23 protein-coding genes are annotated in these 23,355 nt (G+C 53.4%); 8 read left to right on the top strand and 15 right to left on the bottom strand.

The annotated features are described in order from the left end of the window. Positions 1-108 precede the first annotated feature (108 nt). Positions 109-795, bottom strand: coding sequence for a (5-formylfuran-3-yl)methyl phosphate synthase (locus tag CWO84_RS02005; protein ID WP_101051623.1), 687 nt, complete (start codon positions 793-795; stop codon positions 109-111). Then, positions 792-1,355, bottom strand: a complete 564-nt coding sequence (locus tag CWO84_RS02000; protein ID WP_033157449.1) for a DUF447 domain-containing protein — start codon at positions 1,353-1,355, stop codon at positions 792-794. Before CWO84_RS02000 ends, CWO84_RS02005 begins: the two co-directional genes overlap by 4 nt. Before the next feature lie 153 nt (positions 1,356-1,508). On the opposite strand from CWO84_RS02000, the gene CWO84_RS01995 reads away from it, so the two are divergent. The 5 genes from CWO84_RS01995 (at position 1,509) to CWO84_RS01975 (ending at position 8,614) form a co-directional block, all read left to right on the top strand. Beyond that, a complete protein-coding gene (locus CWO84_RS01995) occupies positions 1,509-2,315 on the top strand; it encodes a response regulator (protein ID WP_033157448.1) in 807 nt (268 codons plus the stop codon). A gap of 307 nt (positions 2,316-2,622) precedes the next feature. Beyond that, on the top strand, positions 2,623-3,234 hold the full coding sequence (gene lexA, locus CWO84_RS01990; RefSeq protein WP_033157447.1) for a transcriptional repressor LexA: 612 nt from the start codon (positions 2,623-2,625) through the stop codon (positions 3,232-3,234). Next, entirely contained in the window at positions 3,231-3,845 is a 615-nt protein-coding gene (imuA, locus tag CWO84_RS01985; RefSeq protein WP_033157446.1) for a translesion DNA synthesis-associated protein ImuA, read from the top strand. Before lexA ends, imuA begins: the two co-directional genes overlap by 4 nt. Positions 3,846-3,852: 7 nt before the next feature. Further along, complete coding sequence (locus CWO84_RS01980) at positions 3,853-5,343, top strand: DNA polymerase Y family protein (RefSeq protein ID WP_033157445.1); 1,491 nt, start codon at positions 3,853-3,855, stop codon at positions 5,341-5,343. After that, positions 5,327-8,614, top strand: coding sequence for an error-prone DNA polymerase (locus CWO84_RS01975; RefSeq protein WP_101051622.1), 3,288 nt, complete (start codon positions 5,327-5,329; stop codon positions 8,612-8,614). Before CWO84_RS01980 ends, CWO84_RS01975 begins: the two co-directional genes overlap by 17 nt. A 47-nt stretch (positions 8,615-8,661) precedes the next feature. Here CWO84_RS01975 and CWO84_RS01970 read toward each other — a convergent pair whose 3' ends face one another. After that, complete coding sequence (locus CWO84_RS01970) at positions 8,662-9,093, bottom strand: transposase (RefSeq protein ID WP_308441644.1); 432 nt, start codon at positions 9,091-9,093, stop codon at positions 8,662-8,664. On the opposite strand from CWO84_RS01970, the gene CWO84_RS25215 reads away from it, so the two are divergent. Beyond that, positions 9,001-9,204: a hypothetical protein gene (locus CWO84_RS25215; protein ID WP_308441647.1), complete on the top strand. Its 204-nt coding sequence runs from the start codon at positions 9,001-9,003 to the stop codon at positions 9,202-9,204. The genes CWO84_RS01970 and CWO84_RS25215 overlap by 93 nt on opposite strands. Before the next feature lie 463 nt (positions 9,205-9,667). After that, positions 9,668-10,774, top strand: coding sequence for a hypothetical protein (locus CWO84_RS01965; RefSeq protein WP_101051621.1), 1,107 nt, complete (start codon positions 9,668-9,670; stop codon positions 10,772-10,774). A 67-nt stretch (positions 10,775-10,841) separates the two neighbouring features. Here CWO84_RS01965 and rluB read toward each other — a convergent pair whose 3' ends face one another. The 9 genes from rluB to CWO84_RS01920 form a co-directional block, all read right to left on the bottom strand. Next, on the bottom strand, positions 10,842-11,564 hold the full coding sequence (rluB, locus tag CWO84_RS01960; RefSeq protein WP_101051639.1) for a 23S rRNA pseudouridine(2605) synthase RluB: 723 nt from the start codon (positions 11,562-11,564) through the stop codon (positions 10,842-10,844). Positions 11,565-11,589: 25 nt separating this feature from the next. Continuing rightward, positions 11,590-12,504 carry an SMC-Scp complex subunit ScpB gene (scpB, locus tag CWO84_RS01955; protein ID WP_346426955.1) on the bottom strand — a complete coding sequence of 305 codons (915 nt, stop codon included), beginning with the start codon at positions 12,502-12,504 and terminating at the stop codon, positions 11,590-11,592. Positions 12,505-12,697: 193 nt separating this feature from the next. Further along, the gene (locus CWO84_RS01950; protein WP_101051620.1) at positions 12,698-13,519 is read right to left on the bottom strand and encodes a ScpA family protein; all 822 of its coding nucleotides are present in this window, start codon (positions 13,517-13,519) and stop codon (positions 12,698-12,700) included. 2 nt (positions 13,520-13,521) lie between these two features. After that, positions 13,522-14,175, bottom strand: a complete 654-nt coding sequence (locus CWO84_RS01945; protein WP_101051619.1) for a site-2 protease family protein — start codon at positions 14,173-14,175, stop codon at positions 13,522-13,524. A gap of 6 nt (positions 14,176-14,181) precedes the next feature. After that, a complete protein-coding gene (locus CWO84_RS01940) occupies positions 14,182-14,802 on the bottom strand; it encodes an L-threonylcarbamoyladenylate synthase (RefSeq protein WP_101051618.1) in 621 nt (206 codons plus the stop codon). 101 nt (positions 14,803-14,903) lie between these two features. Beyond that, positions 14,904-15,590 carry a tRNA (adenosine(37)-N6)-threonylcarbamoyltransferase complex dimerization subunit type 1 TsaB gene (gene tsaB, locus CWO84_RS01935; RefSeq protein ID WP_101051617.1) on the bottom strand — a complete coding sequence of 229 codons (687 nt, stop codon included), beginning with the start codon at positions 15,588-15,590 and terminating at the stop codon, positions 14,904-14,906. A gap of 61 nt (positions 15,591-15,651) precedes the next feature. After that, complete coding sequence (locus tag CWO84_RS01930) at positions 15,652-17,487, bottom strand: ATP-dependent DNA helicase (protein WP_240617936.1); 1,836 nt, start codon at positions 17,485-17,487, stop codon at positions 15,652-15,654. 122 nt (positions 17,488-17,609) lie between these two features. Next, positions 17,610-18,332, bottom strand: a complete 723-nt coding sequence (locus CWO84_RS01925) for a tetratricopeptide repeat protein (RefSeq protein ID WP_101051616.1) — start codon at positions 18,330-18,332, stop codon at positions 17,610-17,612. Positions 18,333-18,357: 25 nt separating this feature from the next. Further along, entirely contained in the window at positions 18,358-18,897 is a 540-nt protein-coding gene (locus CWO84_RS01920; protein WP_165786253.1) for a hypothetical protein, read from the bottom strand. 321 nt (positions 18,898-19,218) lie between these two features. On the opposite strand from CWO84_RS01920, the gene CWO84_RS01915 reads away from it, so the two are divergent. Further along, positions 19,219-20,631: a PhoH family protein gene (locus CWO84_RS01915; RefSeq protein ID WP_101051637.1), complete on the top strand. Its 1,413-nt coding sequence runs from the start codon at positions 19,219-19,221 to the stop codon at positions 20,629-20,631. Between the two features lie 5 nt (positions 20,632-20,636). Here the strand turns inward: CWO84_RS01915 and CWO84_RS01910 are convergent, their stop codons facing one another. From CWO84_RS01910 to CWO84_RS01900, 3 genes are all read right to left on the bottom strand, one after another. Next, entirely contained in the window at positions 20,637-21,734 is a 1,098-nt protein-coding gene (locus CWO84_RS01910) for an AI-2E family transporter (protein WP_101051614.1), read from the bottom strand. A gap of 72 nt (positions 21,735-21,806) precedes the next feature. Then, complete coding sequence (locus tag CWO84_RS01905; RefSeq protein WP_033157434.1) at positions 21,807-22,106, bottom strand: STAS domain-containing protein; 300 nt, start codon at positions 22,104-22,106, stop codon at positions 21,807-21,809. 44 nt (positions 22,107-22,150) lie between these two features. After that, positions 22,151-23,353, bottom strand: a complete 1,203-nt coding sequence (locus tag CWO84_RS01900) for a methyl-accepting chemotaxis protein (RefSeq protein WP_101051613.1) — start codon at positions 23,351-23,353, stop codon at positions 22,151-22,153. Between the last annotated feature and the right edge of the window lie 2 nt (positions 23,354-23,355).

The following is a 23,355-nucleotide window of genomic DNA, read 5'->3' as shown; positions in this document are numbered from 1 at the left end:
TTTACCGGTCTGCCGACATTATGTAGATTTAAGTCTGTTGGCGGCTAGTGTTATTGTTATGTTTTGTCGATGGTGCTATGGGTACTGTCAATGCATCAGCGGGCTCATTCAGTACGCTAAAGCTCGCCAATGTTGCCTAATTATGTCGATTTGCCCGACGTCCAGTTGCGCAGTGCGGGAATGTTCCCGGCATAAGGCGCCGCGAAAGCCCAAATAATCCGGACCTAACTGCACTAAACCCGCTACATCGTCGACGCGCAAGGAACCGGCCAAGCCACTCAGCAAACCCAGGCCGGCGACCCTATCGACAAAACTCTGCAATTCGTCGAGCGTCATCAGCCGCGTCAATGAACCGAGTTGTTTATTGGCGGTATCCAGCATCACCCCGCGAAAACCGGCCTGGGCTAAAGCATCAATCATCGCAAAATCCGGGCGGGTATCGGCAAACAATACCGCGACCAAGGCCACGCCCCGCGCAGCAATCGCCTGTAAACCCTCGACGCACGCCAGCCAGTCGCCGCCCGGAAAAAACCCGATTTTCACATAATTGACGCCGGTAGCCGCCATGGCTTGCACGGCCGGCAGGACCAGTTCGGGCTGCATCGGTAAATCGCCGATAGTGGCACTAACACAGCTGCCCGGTTGCAAGCGGCGGACAATCTCGGCAACCTCGGCCACATCCAGAGCACCCAAGGCGCCGCGAGCGGGTTGTTTTAAATCGATAATATCGACGGCGGCGGCTTCGACCAACAGCGCTTCCGCCAAACTATTCACACTAGCCAACATCGCGGTCATACTTGCACTCCCCGGCGATGTTGTTCAATCGCCGCCATCAACCAATCCCAGGCCTGACGCTCCCGCTCACCGGCGGTTTTATCCAGGCCGATGCGCAAATAATCCAGTTCGGCTTGAATTTTCTCCCCAGGCAATCTATCCAGCCGGCTGATCAAAATCGCCGCTTCCAGCACTGAATATTGCGCCCGATTAAAGCCTTGAAATGGCTTATGGTTGACCGTGTGCACGGCCCGGCAAAACAATTTCGGCCGGGTGTCGTCGTCTTCGATTCGCACCAATTGCAGTTCGGTATGCGCCAAAGTATCGGCTAAATAATACCCCGCGACTTGTTGGGCGGGCAATAAGGGCCAGTCCCTACGCCCGGTCAGACAGCCGGCAAAAATCCGCACATCGTCGCAATAATTGATGACGGCGGTTTCGGTTGCCAGCAGATTATCCAGCGTAGTCGAGGGCCGAAACGGCAAGATAATGTAGTGATCTTGTTCAACATGCACTCCCATCGGCGCGATGTGCGTATCGCCCTGCAGATTGATGGTAGTGACGAGGGTTTCTTGAATCATGGTGGTTTAGGTCTATCCTGAAGCGTGAAATGTTGCCGGTTTACCGGCAAACCAACGCGCAATTTTAATCTCGCCGGCTACCCTTGGGGATTTTTTTTCCAGCCGGCGCCTGCAGGATGCAATTCCGTTCAACATTAACCAGGCCACACGCTTATGCACGCCATAGATATTGCCGACTTATCGATTTTGCTGATTGAACCTTCGACCACACAATTAAAAGTCATCATGCAGCATTTACGTGACGAAGGCATAGCCAAAATCGAAGGCGTTTCCAACGCGGCGGCGGCGCTGGAAAGCTTGCATAATCACCGCCCGGATTTAATTATCAGCAGCCTGTATCTGCCGGATATGATGGCCACCGAACTGGTCGAGCATCTGCGCAATGAAGAAGCCCTGAGCCATATCCCCTTCATGCTGATTTCCAGCGAATCCAGCTTTGCGGTACTAGACACCATCCGCCAAGCCGGCGTGGTAGCGATTTTGCCCAAGCCGTTTGCGCACGACGATTTAAAAAACGCCTTGCGGGCGACCATCGAGTTTATCGATCCGCAAGAAATCAGCCTGGAACATTACGACATCGAAAACGTGCGGGTGTTGGTGGTGGACGACAGTCCGCTAGCGCGCAAACACATCAGCCGCGTGTTGAACAATATGGGCATCGTCAAGATTACCCAGGCCCAGGACGGTAAGGAAGGCGTCGATGTATTCGCTCGCGACCAAAACGCTTTCGACCTGATCGTCACCGATTACAATATGCCTATCATGGACGGCCAACAATTGATCAAAACCATCCGCCAGGATTTGGGCAATTCCATCGTACCGATCTTGATGGTGACCAGCGAAGAAAACGAAACCCGCCTCAGTAATGTGCACAAAGCCGGCGTCTCGGCGATTTGCGACAAACCCTTCGACCCGCAAACCGTGAAGGAAATGCTGTTTCGGGTGTTGGAACCGGATTGAAGCTTGCTTAAGCTTTATCCCGATTAACCGCCCCATCCGCCAACGGCTAGAGACCGGCGGCCTATCCCTTTTCACCTGCCATAACTCGCCCTTGGTCTGCACTCTCCGGCTCTGCCGGTCTGTACCAAGTAAGCGCTTGTTAGGCCAATGCTTGAGCATATCTTCAGCTAATTAACATCCCTTCATAATCCAACCTATCTCTGCCGCCGCTGCCAAGCAAGCGGGAGTCTATTTCCGTTCTGACCGCTTGCGTCAATCCAACCAACAGCACTATACTGCCTATAAAAGCAGTAACTATATAAACAGCATGGAACCACTTACCGACCGCCAACAAGAAATCCTGAACTTCATCGAGCGCAGTTTGCTGCTGGATGGCTTTCCGCCGACTATCGCCGAAATCGCCGCTGCCTTTGGTGTGCGCTCCACCAACAGTATTCGCGGCCACTTGCAGGCTTTGGCGCGTAAGGGCGCCATCGAACTGGTACCGGCCGCCTCGCGCGGTATTCGCCTACTGAAACCGACGCCGGCTCCCGAACAAGGCTTGCCGCTGGTCGGCCGGGTGGCGGCGGGCCAGCCGATACTGGCCGAAGAACATATCGAGCGCTATTGCCGCCTGGGGCCAGAGTTGTTCGACAACCGCGCCGATTATCTGTTACGGGTACAAGGCATGAGCATGCGCGATGCCGGCATTCTGGATGGCGATCTTTTAGCCGTGCAACGCACGCCGGAAGCGCGCAACGGCCAGATCGTCGTTGCGCGGATTCACGATGAAGCCACGGTAAAGCGGCTACGCCTGGAGGGCGTTAAAGCGTTTCTGGAGCCGGCCAATCCGGATTTTTCCATCATTGAAGTCGATTTGCAGCGCGAACCTTTGGTAATAGAAGGCCTGGTAGTCGGCGTGATTCGCAGCGGGCTATGAATGCAACTCCCCTGGATCAGCTGTTACGCACCCAGACCGGGATTTGGCGCGGATTGCATTCGAAAAATCAAAACTGGCGAACAATTGCCAGCGGTTTTGCCGAGTTGGATGCCTTGCTGCCCGGTGGCGGCTGGCCGCTGGGCGGCGTACTGGAAATTCTATCGCCCTGCTTGGGCATCGGCGAATTAAGCCTGTTGCTGCCGGCCATGGCCTACATAACTCAAACCAAGCGCTGGATAGCCTGGATCGCGCCGCCCCAGCAAGTCTATGCACCGGCCTTACTACAGGCAGGCATTGATGCAAGCTATGTTCTGGTAGTCGATTGCCGGCAAGAAGCGGACATTCCCTGGAGTCTGGAAAAACTGCTGCGTAGCGGCCGCTGCGGCATGGCCTTGGCCTGGCCACGCCGGCTCAGTGATCATCAAATCCGCCGCTTACAACTGGCCGCGGAAGCCGGCTCGGCGTTGGCAGTGCTATTTCCCAAACAGCGCAGCGGCAGCGGCTACACGGCATTGCGCTTGGAAGTCAGACCCGCGAAAACCGGCCTGGCATTACAGATTTTAAAGGCGCGCGGCAGTTTGCAACGTGCGTCTTTGACCTTGCCGCTGTAAGACCGCCATGGCTGCCACCGCCAGGGCGCTATCGCCAACGCCGCCAGACCGAATCGGCACCCTCGTAAAGCCCAATCCGGCCAACAGCCAACTTTGGCTATGCGCCTATTTTCCTGACCTGGCTTTGACTACACTGCATCTGGATTTAAATCAGGCCGTCGCCAGTGCTATGCCGTACAAAGGCCAAACGCGCCTGCATACGGTCTCGGCGCCGGCCCGGCAAGCCGGCGTCGAACCGGGCATGACTCCCGCCGCCGCTCTGGCATTGTGTCCCGGCCTGAGCATTCGTAACCGCGACCCGTTCACCGAACGCCTAGCATTACAACAACTCGCCGAAATTGCGCTGGATTTCAGCCCATGGGTCAGCCTGGATCAGCCGGACTGCCTGCTGCTGGAAATTCGTTCCTGTCTGACGCTATTCGGCGGCGTGGAAAGTTTAAGAGACAAGCTAAAAACGGTATGGCAAAGCAGCGGACATCGGCCGTCGATTGCCATCAGCCCCGCGCCTACAGCCAGCGTATTGCTAACCAAACTTGGTCAGGAAACAATCGTCATCGACCGGCAAGCCCTGCGCTCGGCACTGGGCCCGCAGCCCATCGCCGCGCTAGCGCTGGAGGATAAAATATTGCATCGGCTACTGCGCACCGGTATTCGCCAACTCACCGACCTGTGGCGACTGCCGCGCGACGGCCTGGCCAAGCGCTATGGTGCAGCCTTGTTGCAACAACTGGACAGACTTGCCGGCCAACAAACTCAAATTTTGCAGGCTTTCCATCGTCCGCCGCGCTTCCAGGCCAGCCGCGAGATGCCCATCGAACTGGAACGTATCGAACATTTCTTCCCGGCCATCGAACAACTGGCCGACGAATTTACGGCGTTTTTGAAGACCCGCGATGCCACGGCATTAAGCATCATGCTGGAATTACACCATCACGGCCGCCCTGCCACTTGCTTGGCATTGGATTTTCGCGCCGGCAACCGCGACCCTAAACACTGGTGCGGCTTGTTGCACGAAAAGCTGGAACGCTCGCCGTTACCCGCGCCGGTGCTGGCCATTACCTTGCAGAGCGAAGCCATAGCGCCGTTTCAGCCGGAACGCTTCAGCCTGTTCGACGACCACGAAAAACCGGACAGTGACACCGAATGGCTTGCAGTTCTAGATCAATTGCAAGCCAGGCTGGGGCATCAAGCCTTAAAGTTTCCCGGCGCGCAAGCCGACCATCGCCCGGAACGCGCCATGACCGTTGCACCAAACCAACTAACCGCCAATCCCGATTTAGCGCCCAGGCCTTTTTGGCTGCTGGCTAATCCCGAACCGGTGCGGCTAAGCGGCCTTAGCCTGCTATCGTCGGCGGAACGCATCGAGTCCGGCTGGTGGGACGACGAGCCCATCCGCCGCGACTATTACATCGCCCAAGACAAACGCGGTCGAAAGCTGTGGGTTTATCGTGATCTAAACGCCAAACAACAGTGGTTTTTACATGGCTTGTTCGGATGAGATCAAGGCGCCAGATATAGGCTTTGCGGAATTGCACTGCCTGTCCAACTTCAGCTTTCTGCGCGGCGCCTCGCATCCGGAAGAACTGGTCGAGGAAGCCGCCCGCCTGGGTTATCAGGCGCTGGCACTAACCGACGAATGCTCGATGGCCGGCGTGGTAAGAGCGCATCTGGCCGCTAAGAAACACCATATCAAACTGATCATCGGCAGCGAATTTGCCTTGGACGATGGCCTGAAACTGGTCTTGCTGGCAACCGACAGAACCAGCTACGGCAACCTGTCCGCGTTGATCACCCTGGCCCGCCGCCAAGCCGAAAAAGGCCACTATCGGCTAACCCGATCCGATTTAACCAAACACTTTCCGCAAGACTGTCTGGCTATCTGGTTAGCCAACGATCAATTCCAGACAGATGACGGCCGTTGGTTGCAACAGCTGTTTGCAAACGATTTATGGCTGGGCATCGGCCTATTTCTATCCGGCCGCGACGAAATACATTGCCAACGAGCGACAGCCGTAGCCCGGCAACTCAATATTCCGATAGTCGCCTGCAACGACGTGCACATGCATCGCCGCTCGCGCCGGGCTTTGCAGGACACACTCACCGCGATCCGCCTCGGCCAACCTTTGTCGCAACTGGGCTACGCCTTGTTTTCCAACGGTGAACGGCATTTACGCCCCCTGCCCCGACTGACCGAGCTGTATCCGTCTGAATGGCTGCAACAAACCCTGGTTATCGCCGAGCGCTGCCACTTTTCGTTGGACGAGTTGCGCTACGAATATCCGCAAGAACTGGTGCCGGATGGCCATACCCCAAGCTCCTGGCTGCGGCATTTGACCGAAATCGGCGTCCGCAAACGTTGGCCGCAGGGCCTGTCGGCAAAAGTTCGCCAACAAATCGAACACGAATTAACCCTGATCGCCGACCTGGCTTACGAGCCGTATTTCCTGACCGTACACGACATCGTCAGTTATGCCCGCGCACAAGGCATCCTCTGCCAAGGCCGTGGTTCGGCGGCCAATTCAGCGGTGTGCTTTTGTTTGGGCATTACCGAAGTCGACCCGAGCCGGATGAATCTATTATTCGAACGCTTTTTGTCTCGCGAGCGCAACGAACCGCCGGACATTGATGTCGATTTCGAGCACGAACGCCGCGAGCAAGTGATTCAATATATCTATCGAAAATACGGCCGGCATCGCGCCGCGCTGGCCGCCACGGTGATTACCTACCGCAGTCGCAGCGCGGTGCGCGATGTCGGCAAGGCCCTGGGTTTGAACTTGGCGCAAGTCGAACGCCTGGCCGATAGTGTGGATCGTTGGGACGGCTATCAATTGATGCCGGAATCTTTAACAGCATGCGGTTTCGATCCGAACAGCCCCGTCGTGCAACGTCTGTCCGTGTTGGTTCAGCAGATCAAGGGTTTTCCACGCCATCTTTCCCAACACGTCGGCGGCTTCGTCATCGCCCGCGACGAATTGTCCAGATTGGTACCGGTGGAAAATGCCGCAATGGCCGACCGCACCGTGATTCAATGGGAAAAAGACGATCTGGAAGCGATGGGCTTATTAAAGGTCGATATACTGGCACTGGGTATGCTCAGTGCGATTCGCAAAGCCCTGGAATATCTTGGTCAATATTGCCGGCCGCCCCAGCACCAATATCCCTTTGTTGAAGAGAATTGCAGAAACTCCCTCTCCCGCCGGGATAGGGCTGGGGTGAGGGAATATTCAAACCATAACCACCGCCCTCATCCTAATCTTCTCCCGGAGGGAGAAGGGACTGTTTCGACTTTTATCACCCCTACCGAAGAAACAGGCGCACCCAACATCGCCTGGACTTTAGCCAATATTCCCGCTGAGGACCCGGCGGTTTACCAAATGCTGCAACAAGCCGACAGCATCGGCGTGTTCCAAGTCGAGTCGCGAGCGCAGATGACCATGTTGCCGCGCCTGAAGCCGGCCAATTATTACGATCTGGTCATCGAAATCGCCATCGTCCGCCCCGGCCCAATTCAGGGCGAAATGGTGCATCCTTACCTAGCCCGACGTAAAGGATTGGAGCCCGTGGAGTACCCCAGCCCGGAAGTCCAAGCCGTGCTGGAACGTACACTGGGCATTCCGATTTTTCAGGAACAAGTCATGCAACTAGCCATGGTCGCAGCCGGCTTCACCGCCGATGAAGCCGACCAACTGCGCCGAGCCATGGCTGCCTGGAAACGCAAGGGCGGCCTGGAGCCGTTCGAGCGCAAGTTACTGGACGGCATGCGGGCGCGCGGCTACAGCGCCGAGTTTGCCCAACGGATTTTTCAACAGATCAAGGGCTTTGGCGATTACGGCTTTCCGGAATCGCATTCCGCCAGCTTTGCCTTGCTGGCTTATGTGTCGGCTTGGTTGAAGCGCCATCATCCGGCGGCGTTTTGCTGTGCTTTGTTGAACAGCCAACCGATGGGCTTTTACGGCCCGTCGCAGCTGGTGCAGGATGCGCGCCGCCATGGCGTGGAGGTACGGCCGGTGGACGTACAGGCCAGTCTCAGCGAGTGTTCGTTGGAATTTCCCGCAAACGCCGCCCCAGCCTTGCGCTTGGGGTTTAATCAAGTCAAGGGTTTATCAGAAACAGCGGCACGCAAGATTGTCCAGGCCCGCGACCGGCAAGCATTTGCCAATGTCACTGACCTTGCCGCGCGCGCCGGACTGGATAGCCGAGATTTGGAACAGCTAGCGGCAGCGGATGCGTTAAAAACCCTGGCCGGCAACCGGCATCGGGCCTTCTGGACGGCTGGTGGTGTAGAAGCTGCGACGCCGGTATTTGGCGTGCCTGTCATCGCCGAAGCCACACCGCTATTAAAAACACCCAAACCGGGCCAGGAAGTATTGGCCGATTACGCCAGCACCCGGCTCAGCCTGCGCGAACACCCGCTGGGTCTGCTGCGCGAGCGCTTGCGCCGCAGGGGCGTCACCACCGCCGCCTCTTTATGGCAACGCCGCAACGGCAGCATCGCTCAGGTTGCAGGTCTGGTGATCTGCCGGCAACGGCCGATGACCGCTGCCGGCGTGACTTTTGTCACCCTGGAAGATGAAACCGGCCAAGTCAATCTGGTAGTCTGGCCCGCCACTGCCCTGGCCCAGCGTAAACCCTTGCTGAAAGCCCGCCTGCTGTCGGTGAGCGGCACGATTCAACAGGAAGACGGCGTGCTGCATTTGGTAGCCGGCAAGCTGGAAGACTGGAGCAGCTGGATCGGCGATTTGGCGACTAAATCCCGGGATTTTCATTGAAGCGCCAAATTTTAAAAGAATAGTTTTTATCCCTTAACCCAACTCGACTACTCGCAGCCCAAGTCCGTTATATCCGCAGCCAGGGTACAACCCCAACTGGCGGGATAAAACCCAGCATCTACAAAACGTTGAAACGAACTGTGTGGCCATTCACCGGGAGACAAGGCCAAACCATGTTTGACGGGGTTGTAATGGATGTAATCCAAATGCTTATTAAAGTCGGATTCGTCACGGATACAATGCTCGAAAAAACGTGGTTGCCAAATGGTTTTTGCACCGTCTTTTTTCACACTCGCCGAAACTCTTCGAGAAAAAGCAGTTTTAATCATTTGCCACCGAGTTGAATAGTCGAAATCGCCCTCAGGCAGTAGCCAGAGACAATGCAAATGATCAGGCAAAATGACGGCAGCCGTTATGTCGAAGGGTCGTTTGCATTTAACCTCTTGAAACGCCTGACGAAGCAACGCAACCCGCTGAATATCGGCGAAAATCGGTTGGCGACGATACGCCACAACCGTAAAAAAATACAAGCCGCCAGGGACATACAACCGCCGATAGTCGCTCATAATCCAATTAGTTACCCAGTGTAAGATTATTTCTAGCCTAGTCCAAGGCGGACATTTCCTACAAAAATCACTGTCCTATTGTAGGCCAGAATAAGCCGATAGGCGTTTCTGGCAATTGCACGTTTTGCCGGAAACGCTAACGCTTATTCCGGCCTACATGGCTTTTGGTTACTTTTCTTTGGACAAGCAAAGAAAAGTAACCCGCCCGCCGGTGCGGGAACCGACATTCAAATAAACCTCGCGATAGCGAAACATTGTTTATGTAAACCGACCATTGCGTGAGGATTTGCGCATCAACCGAAAAACAAGACACTATATTCGTCGCAAGGGATGCGCTGTTTTTGACTTTCAAAAACTACCAACTATAGTGAGTTGCGAGCAACCTTTGCAGCAACTTTGCTGGTAATCGTTTTGCAAGCGCCGACCGCGCTCCCATCCGCAATTCAATGCCGTGTAAGCATAATCTCAAGCCATTTACAGCTAAAAAATGTTGAAGAATTTTTTTAAGAAAAAAGTTACGACAATTGAGACGGCAACTAACTATCCAGCGGTCAATCTCACACCAACCGACTTAGAAGAACTCAAAAAGATATTAAGAGCAGCACTTCCGAATATCCAAGCAGAAAATAACCCGCTTGCTTGGTCTTGGGATCCGGATTTATGGGTGTCCGGCAAATTGCATTACCTAATCCCGCACGAGGTCGCGACTACCAAGGATATTGCCGAATTTCTAAGATATATCCGTACCGCGTCGCTGACTTTTCCAGGCGGACCATTCATTTGGGATCTCAATTCGCTGGACAATTTGGTGTTTCTACCAACGAGCCACGCGGAACGAAAACAAAAAGCCGGTATCTTTGCCGCAATTTATTCGGCTAGCGACGAACCATACCAAGCCTACTGCCAATTCGTGGCAGAAATTCTAAGAAACATCAAGAACAACCATGACGAAACCTTAGCCAATACCGAGAACAGCGTGCAAAGGCGAGCATTGGCCGCTATGAGATCGGCGGCTCAAATTTTGGATTTTCAACGTAGTTTGCGTGCTGGACTTGTCAACACAAGTCCCGAAAACGTCAAATACTTCCTAAGCGATACCGACGAACTCTTGTTCGGCAGGCCTGATAAGCCGGCAACCGTAAAGGTCAAATTCCAACAAGAATCGGTATCTGTGGTGCTCCCACACTACGTACGTATTTCAAAAACGCCCGCCGACCAGATCGACGCAACCTTTGGCGAGGATTACATCTGTAGGCTTGAAATTTCGAGAGTCCACTCAGATGGTCCTGAATATCCCGAAGAATTTGGAGTATATCTGGTCAAACAATCTGCGGAAAAGCACGGGATGACGGTCAACTACTCTGCCGACGGCAAGGCGATAATTCCAGTCCCGCCTTTAATAAAACAAGAACGCGACCAACTATTCCAGGTTTCTCACTTCACTATTGGCATAAAACGAAGCGTATTCACCATGACCCTGACGTGTCCTCCAGTACAAAATCTTCCGGAACAAGAAAAGACTCGAATCAACCAAATCATTAATGGGGTAATCGCAACGCTGACCGAAGAGCATCCGACCTCAAAACCCCACTGAACTATTAAGATCATCGCGCCGCAGCGGACACGGCTTGCCGATTGCAGCATCGATTAATTCAACGGGACTACAACCCCACAAACTCCATCAAAGCCGCCAATTCCTTAGGCTCCAACTCATAAAACGAATGCGCCCTGACACGTTCCGGCAAACCGACATCGCCGTAACGGACCCGAATCAAGCGGCTGACTTTAACCCCCTGCGATTCCCATAAACGCCGTACCAAACGATTCCGCCCCTGTTTCACCGTGGCATAAAACCATTTATTGGCACCTTCGCCGGCATAAAAGCTGACGTCTTCGAAATGCGCGGGGCCGTCTTCCAGTTCCACGCCTTGTTTCAGGCGCGCCAGCATTGCATCGTCGACCTCGCCCAAGATCCGCACTGCGTATTCGCGTTCGACTTCGCGTGAGGGGTGCATCAAGCGGTTGGCCAGTTCGCCGTTGTTGGTGACTAAAATCAGGCCGGAGGTGTTGATGTCCAGGCGACCGACCGCGATCCAGCGGCCGACCTGCAGGCGCGGCAGTTGGGTAAAGATTACCGGCCGGCCTTCCGGATCGCGGCGGGTGACTAGTTCGCCGACCGGTTTGTGATAGACCAATACGCGGGTCGGTTGCTCGGCGTATTTTTCCCATTTCACGACCCGGCCATTGATTTGCAGATGGTCGTCAGGTTTTAAGTGGTAACCGGGTTGTACCGGATTGCCGTTGACGGTGAGTTTGCCTTCTTCTATCCAGCGCTCGATTTCCCGACGCGAACCCACGCCGGCTCTGGCCAGCAACTTCTGGATGCGTTCGCCGCCGGCGGGCGCGACTTTAGTGGAGGGTGAGTTTTTCTGTGCCGAGGCCGGCTTCGGCTTGTGGGTCGAACTCGGTTTCCGCGGCTGCGGTTTCTGGGTCCGTTTGTCCTGCGGGGCTGACGGGTTGTTCGATCTCGGCGGTTTGCGGTCTTTCACTGTGGTCCTGCTCGGGTTGCGGTTGCGGCGAATTGCCGAAATCGAAATTGACGATTTCTTCCAGCGTCGGTAATTCGCTCAATGAGGTTAAATTGAAATAATCCAGAAATTGCTTGGTGGTGCCGAACAAGGCCGGCCGGCCCGGCACTTCCTTATGGGCGATGACGCGAATCCACTCGCGCTCCAACAGAGTTTGAATGATGGAACTGCTGACGCTGACGCCGCGAATATCTTCGATTTCGCCGCGCGTCACCGGCTGGCGGTAGGCGATGATGGCCAAAGTTTCTAACAGTGCACGCGAATAACGGGCCGGCTTTTCCTCGAATAAGCGGGTGACATAAGGCGACAGGCCCTCGCGCACCTGAAACCGGTAACCGCTGGCTAATTGCCTAAGGCCAATCGGCCTATCGGCGTAATCGCGGGCGATTTCATCCAGGGCCATTTGTACTGACAAGGTATCGGGTTGCTCCAGTTCCGGAAAGGTTTCCTGAATCTGCCTGATCGTCATTGGCCGATTGGCGGCGAACAAAATGGCTTCCACGATGCGCTTGGTATTCATGTCGCACTCTTTAGTTATTTCAGGCAGTAGCCGGTGGCGTTCGACCACGATGGGTTGGTAGGTACTGGCGTGAATAATCTCGGCCCAACGCCGCGGCAAGCGGGTTGCGCGCCTAGACTCGCTAACCGCCGCCGCCTCCGGCACGGGTGCTTGCCAACTACTCCGCCAACCCGGCAACAAGCGCACCGCGTGCCTACGGGAAATTGGCAAAACCACGGGTTTACTTGGTTCTTGGCTTTGAACAACCGCAACGCGCGGCTCGCTAGTCCAGATAGCCGGAAACCGAACGGCCCTCCGTTTGACCGGCACGAATATCGTAACCGGCTCGGGTTTGATGCGCGGCTTGCGGGGCGTTCTGGGTTTGGCTGTGGGAATAACATCATCAACGACGGTTTCGGCTAGCAGTGAGTCAGTCGCCGGTGCCGCTATCGAGGCGGATTCTGACCTGGATGCCGGCGTAGGGTTCGGACTGGAAGATGTCGATGATGCGTTCCTTGGAGAGTTCAAGGATGGCAAGAAACGCGACAACCACTCCGTTTTTTCCTTCACTTCGGGCAAAACACGCTGCGAAAGGGAGCTGATTTGCTCCGTTAAGTTTTTCCAAAATGGCTGCCATTCGTTCACGGACTGATAGGGGTTCTTTGGTTATTTGATGATGGGTAAGCCTCTCGGCGCGCTTCAATATATCCTGGAAAGCCAGCAGCAGTTCCTTGAGCTGCACATCCGGCAAAATTTGCTTAACGTCTACGGTTGAAGTGTCCACGCCAAATTCGAAGGTGTCGCGCTCGTTTCGAGGCAGTAAGTCGATTTCTTCGGCCACTTTTTTGATCGCTTCGTATTCTTGCAACTTGCGAATCAAAAACGCTCGGGGGTCTTCCTCTTCTTCCTCGCTTTCCGGCTGTCTGGGCAACAGCATCCGCGATTTGATCTCCGCCAGCAGCGCGGCCATCACCAGATATTCGGCCGCCAGCTCCAATCGCAGGTTTTCCATCATGTCGATGTAGGCGATATATTGCCGGGTGATCTGCGCGATGGGGATGTCGAGAATATCCAGATTCTGCCGGCGAATCAAATACAACAGCAAATCCAGCGGCCCTTCGAACGCATCCAGAAATACTTCCAACGCATCCGGCGGAATATAAAGATCTTCCGGTAAATCCTGATAAGGCTGGCCTTGCACCAGCGCCAAAGGCGGCTGCGCAGCGTCAACCGGTAATGCTACTCCGTTCAAAACTACATGCCCGCCAAACTAAAAAATAATTGTTGGGCGTAGTACATCGGATAAGCCAGTAAGTATTGCAACACGTCGGTAGCGAGTAATATCAGCAAAAAAATAAAACCAAACCGTTCCAAACGATTGTATTGCCAGGCCCAATAATCCGATAGCACTCCGGACAAAATCCGGCTGCCGTCCAATGGCGGTATCGGCAAAAGATTGATCAAAGCCAAAACCAAATTGATGCTGATACCGGCGACACCACTGTAAATCAACGGGAAGGAGATGTATTCGATTTCCAACATCACGCCGATTCTAGACAGCAAAGCCCAGGCTGCCGCCATCAATAGATTGGACAAGGGGCCGGCTACCGCCACAATCGCCATGGCTTGACGCGGCTTTTTAAACGCGCGCGGATCGACCGGCACCGGCTTGGCCCAACCGAACACGAAGCCGGTAAAGGTCAGCAGTAACAAGCCGGGAATAATCAGCGTGCCCAGCACATCAATATGTTTGAGAGGATTCAGCGTCAAACGGCCTTGATCGGCGGCGGTTTTATCGCCCAATTGCTTAGCCACCCAACCGTGTGCCACCTCGTGACCGGTGATCGCGAAAATCACCGGCAAAATCCAAACAACGATACGTTGTACCAGGGTTAATTCGTCCATCATGGCTTTTTACTCCAACATCGGCGCAATACCGATACCTTGTCGAACAATGTCAATCGACTTGTCGCCGCAAGCGATGACGGTAGTGGGTTGATATTCAATTACGCCCACATCTATCACCAGGGCCAACTCTTTTTCCAGCCGCTTGCGGATTTCGTAAGGATCGGCCAAAGGCTCCTCATCGCCGGGCATCATCAACGTGGAGGTCAATAATGGTTCGCCAAGCTGCTCGACCAAGGCTTGAGCTACCGGATGGTCGGTGATTCTGACGCCTATGGTTTTCTTTTTGGGGTGCTGCAACCGGCGCGGCACTTCGCGTGTGGCATCCAGTAAAAACGTAAACGGACCGGGCGTCAGTTTTTTGATCAAGCGGTGGGCTTCATTGCCCATTTTGGTGAAGGTGGAAACCTGTGACAGGTCGGTACACAACAGTGTGAAGTTATGATTATCGTCCAGCCGGCGGAGGCTGCGAATTTGATCCATGGCTGCCTTATCGCCGATCTGGCAACCCAGCGCGTAGGATGCGTCAGTGGGATAGGCGATGACTCCGCCGTTGCGCAATATATTGACTGCTTGTTGAATCAAGCGCGGCTGCGGGTTCTTCGGGTGAATTTCGAAATATTGCGCCATGGGCTAAAACTATCGGCTTAGGTAAAGGGCCATTGTACCCCAGAAGGTATTTAAAAATGTGGCGCGGCCGTTTTAGCGGCCGCTGGAAATCAGAAACCAGCTTATCTTTCCGATTGTTTTTTGGCGACTTTATCGCGCAGATAAACCGGCATGGCTTGCTCGACAGGCACCGCCAAACCGTTGGCAAAACCGTAAGCGCCCAATTGCGCGATACAGCCGGCGCGCGGCCAGACTTCCACCTCGACGCCCAGCACACGCTCGGCTAAACGCTGGCCCAACTGCTCCGCATAAACGCCCCAACCGGAACCGACGCCAAAGCCAGCGTGATCGGGAAATATCACGTCGCCGGCGGGCGTCACGGCTTCCGCGCCGTATAACTCCGCCAAACCTAATTCGTTACGTTGATACACACCCCAAAAAATTTCGTCCATCCGTGCATCCATCGCCGTAAAACTCAGCTCAGCATCGGCGCGACGATTAAAAAAATCTTGGGCGATTGCCGCCAACGTCGAAACCGGCACCACCGGCAAATCGGCACCATACGCAATGCCCTGCACCACGCCGCAGGCAATTCTGACACCGGTAAACGAACCGGGCCCGCGACTCAAACCGATAGCGTCCAGTTGTTGCGGTTTGAGCTGGGCATCGGCCATCAATTCGTCGATCATCGGTAAAATCAATTTGGTATGTTCGCGAGGCGCGACGGCAAATTTTTCGCTAATCTCGCCATCGATAAACAAAGCCGCCGAACAGGCGTCGGTGGATGTTTCTACTGCCAATAATTTCAAATCTGTACCTCTGTCAACAAGATGCCGGAAACGCTAACGCTTATTCCGGCCTACGCAATGTTCAATGTGATTCATCCAACGCAAAAAACCGCCGCACATCCTCAATTTCGCGGCTGCGCTTCATCGCCGGCACGCTATCTAAAAACATTTGGCCGTAGGAGCGCTTCAATAATCTGGGGTCGCAGACCATCAGCACACCGCGGTCGTTAACGTCGCGTATCAAGCGGCCCACACCCTGGCGCAACATGATGATGGCGCTGGGGAGTTGATGTTCGAAAAACGGGTTGCGGCCCTGCTTTTCCATCGCATTCATGCGTGCTTTCAGCACCGGATCGCCGGGTGAAGCGAACGGCAGTTTATCGATGATGACACAGGACAAGGCATCGCCGCGCACGTCCACGCCCTCCCAGAAACTGGCGGTTGCCAACAATACTGCGTTGCCCAGTTCCTTGAACTGATCCAGCAATACGCCTTTGGACTTGGTACCTTGCACAAGGATGGGGTGGTCGAGCTTGCCTTCTAGCAATTGCGCGGCGCGTTGCAAGGCGCGGTGACTGGTAAACAGGAAAAACGCCCGGCCCCGGCTGGCTTCCAGCACCGGCAAGGCGAACTCGACAATTTTGTCGGTAAAGTCCGGATCGCTGGGCTGCGGCAGGCCTTTGGGATGGTAAAACAGGGCCTGATTCGGGTAATCGAACGGGCTCTCCCAGCTCTGGCTGAGCGCACCGCTCAAGCCCAAATTCTTGGAAAAATGCACGAAGTTATTCGCCACACTCAGGGTGGCCGAGGTAAAAATCCAGGTGGCTTTATGCCGGGCCATGAAGCTGCGAAATTCCTTGGCGATGTCCAACGGCGTGCGGCTGAGGGTGAATGACTTACTGTAGGTTTCGTACCATTTGATCCACTGCCCGTCCTTGTCGTTTATCAGGGTTTCCAGTTGCGCGTCCAGCGCTTCGGCTCGGTCGAAACAGGATTCCAGACCTTTGCTGCGCACCGAGGCGCGTTCCAATTGATCGGTCAAGCGCGCCAGCTGCTTTTGCAAGGATTCCAACGCGCCGGCAATTTTTGGATTGGTTTCGATGTCTTGCCAGTCGCCGCGGCGCAGTTCCAGGCCAAACGCCAAACGCAAATCCTTCACTTCATGTTGCAAGTCTTCGCAAGCGATGCGCAAATCCGGCATATCCTTGGCATCGGTGAAATACTCGGCCAGACTATCGTCGGCCAGATCGACCAATTGTTTGCCGCTGATCGTCACTCCCAAAAAATTCGAAGCCGTATCGGCCAGTTGATGGGCTTCGTCGATGATGACCACTTCGGCATCGGGCAATAATTCACCGAAACCGGTTTCACGAATCGACCAGTCGGCGCACAGCAGATGATGATTGACGACGACGATTTCAGCCTCTTGAGCCTGTTTGCGGGCTTTAGTGAGAAAACAGTCGGCATAATCGGGGCAATTTTGACCCAAACAATTGTCGGTGGTCGAAGTCGCGTGAAACCAGACGGGATCGCCGTCGTGCACATCGGCTACTTCAGAGACGTCGCCTGCCTTGGTGCGTTTCGACCAGGCTTTGATCTGCGCCAGGGCCGCCGCATCTTCCTGGCTGTAGCCGAACGCGGAATTCAAGGCCTGTTCCAGTCGATACGTGCACAAATAATTAGCGCGGCCTTTTAACAAACTGGCTTTAAACGGCCGTTTGCTCAAGGCTTTGCGGATTACCGGCAAATCCTTGTTGAACAATTGATCTTGCAGATTTTTGGTGCCGGTGGAAACGATGACTTTCTTGCCGGACAGAATGGCGGGAATCAGATAGGCAAAGGTTTTGCCGGTGCCGGTGCCGGCCTCGGCAATCAGGTTTTGCTGGGACTCGATGGCGTAGGCGATTTTTTCGGCCATCTCGATCTGCGCGGCGCGCGGCGAATAACCGCTGATAACCTCGGCTAAGGCGCCGCCGTCGCCAAAAACATCGGCCAATTTGCTGGCGGCGCCGGCAAGCGCCGTCTTGGAACTGTCAACCACTAGCGACCGAAAAAGCTGTCCGCCTTGGCTTTAGCTTCTCTGGCCCCTTGGGCATTTTGCTGCATTTGCCGGGCTTCGGCGATCAACAACCAGCTTTTGCGCTTCAGATCCAGATCACCACCCGCCAACAGAGCGGCCTTGCCGGCCAATTCTTCGGCAAGTTGCGGTTTATTTTGCTTGATTCTGAGCTGCGCCAGCTTGTAAGTCAGCGTGGGGTTGCGTGAATCGATGCGTAGCGCCCGTTCCATCACGACCACTGCAGCATCCAGGTCGCCACTATTACGGCTGCGGTCTGACTCGCTAATTAAAGCCACCACCGCCGGCGGCGTGCCGCTGGGGATGCGCGCGTCTTCTATAACAAACCTTGGTGCCGGCGCAGTTGCTGTAGCCACCGCCGCCGGAGCGGGTGCAGTCAGAGCCGGACTGGCTGGCGCAGGCGGCGGAATATCGGCCGGCGGCATCAACGGCTCGGCGCGAAAGGCCGGCAGATTCGGTTCATCTTTAAAGTTATTGCTGACACTTTCGATAGGATAGGTGGCGGTATCGGGACTAGACACCGGTTTTTTAGCCGTAGTTGCGGGAGCTTTGTTTGCCGCTGATTTTTTAGCCGGGGCTTTTTTGGCCGGTACGCTGCCGGCCACCGGTGGTTCTGAGCCAGGATTACTACACGCCGTTAATATCAGTAACAGAGGGCACAAAATTAACAGAGATTTTTTTTTCATTTACGATTTGAGTAGCCAAGTAAAATTAAAACAGTTCGATTTCATCGTCGTCGCTTTGCCGATTTGCTTGTTGAAACAAGGCTAGCGCTTCATCGACGCTTTTGCCCTGATGGATAGCATCAAACATCACTTTTTCAGATTCCATAGTGTACTGGTTGCGAATGCTTTCCTGAAACTTATACCATTCGGCAGGATTATATAACCTCTGCGGCGTATCGATGATGACCGACAAACCTTTTAGATTGTTGGACACGTGTTGCAAGCATTGCTGCAGGCGATCATAAAACTGGAACGCCACAATCGCCGAATAGATTTTATCCTGGGTCGCCTCGCAATGCGCCAGAGCCTGGTCGCGGCTCTCGCTCTGCTGAAAACTACTCAGTAACTTATGAATATTTTTCATATCTTCAACCATACCGGTAAACGAGTCGGCCAAGGCTGAGACCGACTCGTCGCCGGCTTTCATGCTGCCCTCAACCTGAGCAACCGAAACGGTCAACAGCTTGATGGTTTCCCTAATCTGGCTCCAACCCAAGTCTGGCTGGCTTGATGGTGAAAGTGTCATAAATAACTATCCTAAAAATACCGATACAAATTAAGTTGTCGCGACATATGCGCCCTATTGTAACCGACTATACAAAAGCAATGACGACGGCTTAAGTATAGAGAAACTGGAGATTAGTCGATTATTGGCACCGGTATTTTTAAAAAACCCGGAATTGACGGTGAAATCGCACTACTCTTTTGCATAGGGTAGCAACGCTTATCGGGCACAGGGCAAGCGATAGCTCGGTTGACGATAACTCTACACTTGGAGTAGAAATACCTTTAGCGCAGCACCGGGTTTGCGTTGAAACCGCTTTTCCACGCTTTTTACAAGGATAATATGAATATTCAATCCGCCGGCAAAAAATTGTTCGTGTTGGACACCAACGTACTGATGCACGACCCAACGTCCATTTTTCGCTTTCAAGAACATAATATTTTCATTCCGATGGTGGTGCTGGAGGAATTGGATCACGCCAAAAAAGGCTTATCCGACGTATCGCGCAACGTCCGCCAAGTTAGCCGGTTTTTGGACGAATTAATCCGCGATGCCGATCAACAAACCATCAACGCCGGCTTACCGCTGTCGCGCATCGATTATGCTCGGAACGGCGAGCGAGAATTCGACGGCCGTCTGTATTTTCAAACCCGGCAATTGTCGCATCTACTCCCTGCCGACCTACCTGGACAGATTGCCGATAATTCTATCCTCAGTATCGTGTTGGCCTTGGGTAAGGAATACCCGGATGTGAATGTAATCCTGGTCTCCAAAGACATCAATATGCGCATCAAAGCAGCCGCGCTACAGATTACTGCCGAGGATTACCATAACGATCAAACCATCGAAGATATAGACCTGCTCTACACCGGCACGATGCCGCTGGACAGCGACTTCTGGGAGGAACACGGCGGTAAGATGGAATCGTGGCAGGAAAACGACCACACATACTACCGCGTGAATGGTCCGCTGGTGGCCGAATGGTATCCCAACCAATATCTGTATATGGAAGGCGAAGATAACTTCGAAGCCATCGTAAAAAGCCGCGAAGGCGACACGGCTGTGTTGCAATTGGCCCGCGATTATCGGACCAAACACAATAGCATCTGGGGGATTTCCGCCAAAAACCGCGAGCAAAATTTTGCGTTGAATGCCCTGCTCGACCCAAACGTGGACTTCGTGACGTTAATAGGCTCTGCCGGCACCGGTAAAACCTTGCTGGCACTGGCAGCCGGCCTGTCTTTGACTCTGGAAAGCAAAGCCTATTTGGAAATTATCATGACACGGGAGACCATGCCGGTCGGCGAGGACATTGGCTTTTTACCGGGTACGGAAGAGGAAAAAATGGCGCCGTGGATGGGGGCGTTGATGGATAACCTGGAGTTGCTGGGCAGCCGCTCGGGCACGACCGAATGGGAACAAGGCGCGTCGCAAAACGTCATGATGAACCGGGTAAAAATTCGTTCGCTGAACTTTATGCGTGGCCGGACTTTTCTGAACCGCTACCTGATTATCGACGAGGCACAAAACCTGACGCCCAAACAGATGAAAACCTTGATTACCCGTGCGGGGCCTGGCACTAAGATCATCTGTATCGGCAATCTGGCACAAATCGATACGCCGTATCTAACGGCAACCAGCTCCGGTTTGACCTACGTGGTTGACCGTTTCAAATCTTGGCCGAATAGCGCCCACATTACTTTGCGGCGTGGCGAGCGTTCGCGCCTGGCGGATTTTGCATCCGATAATTTGTAAAGCCATCAAGCCGATGCTTGACTGATCTCAGCCTTTGGCCACGCCATTAATACCGCTTTAACCAGCGTGGCCAAGGGTATCGCAAAAAATACCCCCCAAAAACCCCACAAGCCGCCAAAAAACAGGATGGCAACAATAATTGCAATAGGATGCAAATTCACGGCTTCGGAGAACAGCAGCGGCACCAATATGACACCATCCAGCGCCTGAATCACTGAATAGGCAATAAACACATACATAAAATGATCACTGCCGCCCACGCCCCACTGCACATAAGCCACCGCCAATACCGGAAAAGTGACTAATGTCGCGCCGACATAAGGAATCACCACAGACAAGCCCATCAGTACCGCAAGCAACATCGCATAATTCAAACCCAACAACCAGAAGACTATGTAACTGATCGCCCACAGGATAAACACTTCGAGAAATTTGCCTCTAACGTAATTGGCTATTTGCCTATCGACTTCATGCCACACTCGCAGGCTAAGACTGGTATCCCTTGGTAGAAACTGTACAAACCAGCCCAATAAAACCTGTTTATCTTTCAGAAAGAAAAACACCATCAACGGCACCAAAAACAAGTAAATGATCACCGCCACCAAGCCGACAAACGATTGGGCGGAGCCGGAGATCAAATCCTGACCATACTTGAGCAAGTCTTGCTGAATGGAGAACATGATTTCGCGAATCCGGACTTCCGAAATCAGTTCCGGATGGCGTTCAGGGAAGCGCATGATTTCGGCTTGGGTACTGGAAACAATCTCCGGTATGTGTTGCACCAGTTGCACGGTTTGCTCGGACACTATCGGCACCAGCACGAACAACACAAAACCCAGCACAGCCATAAACGCAAAGAATACGAGATGCACCGAAATCAAACGACCGAGTTGACGCTGTTCGGCTTTAACCACCAGCCCTTCCAGTAGATACGCCAACACAATCGCCACAAAGACCGGCATCAGCAAATCCAGCAAGCCGTATATCAATAAAAAGCCGCCCAGCAAAACTATGGCTAGGGAAACAACTTGGGAATTGGGTAGAAATCGCTGGAAAAAATTTCTAATGAAATCGGAACTGGAAAAGTCAGTCTGCTGGTTCATGGATTGTTGGCGTCTACGCAAACCGTTGTCGGTTTGATCGCGCCATTAGGTTATATAAAAAAGCGGGATTGCTCAGGACAGTGTAAATAATTTATCAAAATTAGCGATTTCCAAAATTTTTTTAACTTCGGTACGCGAATTTTTAATCCGTATTGCCGACTTGTCACCCGCCATCTTATCTCGCAGAACTAACAGCATGCCAAGGGCGGAGCTATCTAAGTATTCGGTACCGATCAAATCCACTTCTATCAACTTCACACCACTTTCAACCAGCTTGGTGGCTTCGCGAAACTCGTTGTGCACGCCGAAATCGAACCGGCCGCTTATTTTAATCGACAGCACTCCCGCATCAACACGTGCATCAATACCCATATTCTTTAACCTCACAAATTTTCATGTCATCTCTTACCTTTAGCCTAAAACAGATCCACATCGCCTTCTTCCATGGAAGATTGCGACACAATGTGCGATTTTCTGACTTGCCACTGTTGCTTCATGATTTTCAAGCGATCCGAGCCTTGCCGTAATTGGTCACGCCAATCCGTGCCGCCACCGGTTTTAAATACCCCCAAACCTATACTGACCTCGTCGGATAGCGAACCGAAATGTTCTAAATTGAATTGTAAGTATTCAATCAATTGCCGGGCCATATCCTCAAATTGCAGACCTCTCACCGCATTACCCACATTGAACTCGATTTGATTGGTCAGTTGGGAAATTTCGCCGACATTGTTGGAGATATTGGCATTAATGATGGCGATATCATCCATCATCTTGTCGATACTGGCTTTGGAACTAATCGCCACATTCATGTCTTTGGAGGCCATTATTTCGATCATGGTTTGCGCTTCGCGGATATTATCCTTGGAGGCCTTCACCACGCGCTTAATTTCCTCGCTGAACTTATCGGAGTTTTTTGAAAGATTCCGCACTTCTCCCGCAACCACTGCAAAGCCTCGACCGGCTTCTCCCGCCCTGGCTGCTTCTATGGCGGCATTCAGAGCCAACAAATTGGTTTGATCGGCAATCTTCTGCACATCGCCCAATAGTTTCTCGACATGAGCCATATGGCCCCCAACATCATTGATGACCGCGACCATTTCCATGCTCTGCTTACTGATTTGCAGAATATGGTCGATAAAAAACTGCAGGACATCATCGGTTTCCTGAGCAAAACTCGTGAAATTTAGAGTACTGCGCCCTTTGTCAGTACTTCCTTCCAGATCAGCTACCAACGAATATACTATCGATGACTGCCCGGACGTCAAACTAGCCAAGCTATTGAAGCTGTTGGACATCGTAGTCACCGCATCGGCAAGCATGGATTTGAGCTGTTCCAATTCCGCGCGAAAATAGGAGGCTTCTTGGTCGATACAATCTTTCAAATGCAGTAAATAGTCATCAATCGCGCGCACCAACTCGGCTTCGCTTAGACCCTTGCTGTTTGTCGAGGCTGACACTTGCGCACGTTGCGCACGAAATGCTTTGACCATCCACAACATCGTTGCGATGGGGGCGACTAGCCAATAAACCAGCGCGTTGGACGAAAGCAACGGCAATAACAAAACTACCAGCGTGAATAAAACCAGAAGCGCGTTATCTTTTAGGAACTGCAACATAT

This window comes from Methylomonas sp. Kb3 (genome assembly GCF_002834115.1).
Lineage (GTDB): Bacteria > Pseudomonadota > Gammaproteobacteria > Methylococcales > Methylomonadaceae > Methylomonas > Methylomonas defluvii.
Note: the sequence above shows the minus strand (reverse complement) of the source record. Positions and strands in the feature narration are given on the sequence as shown.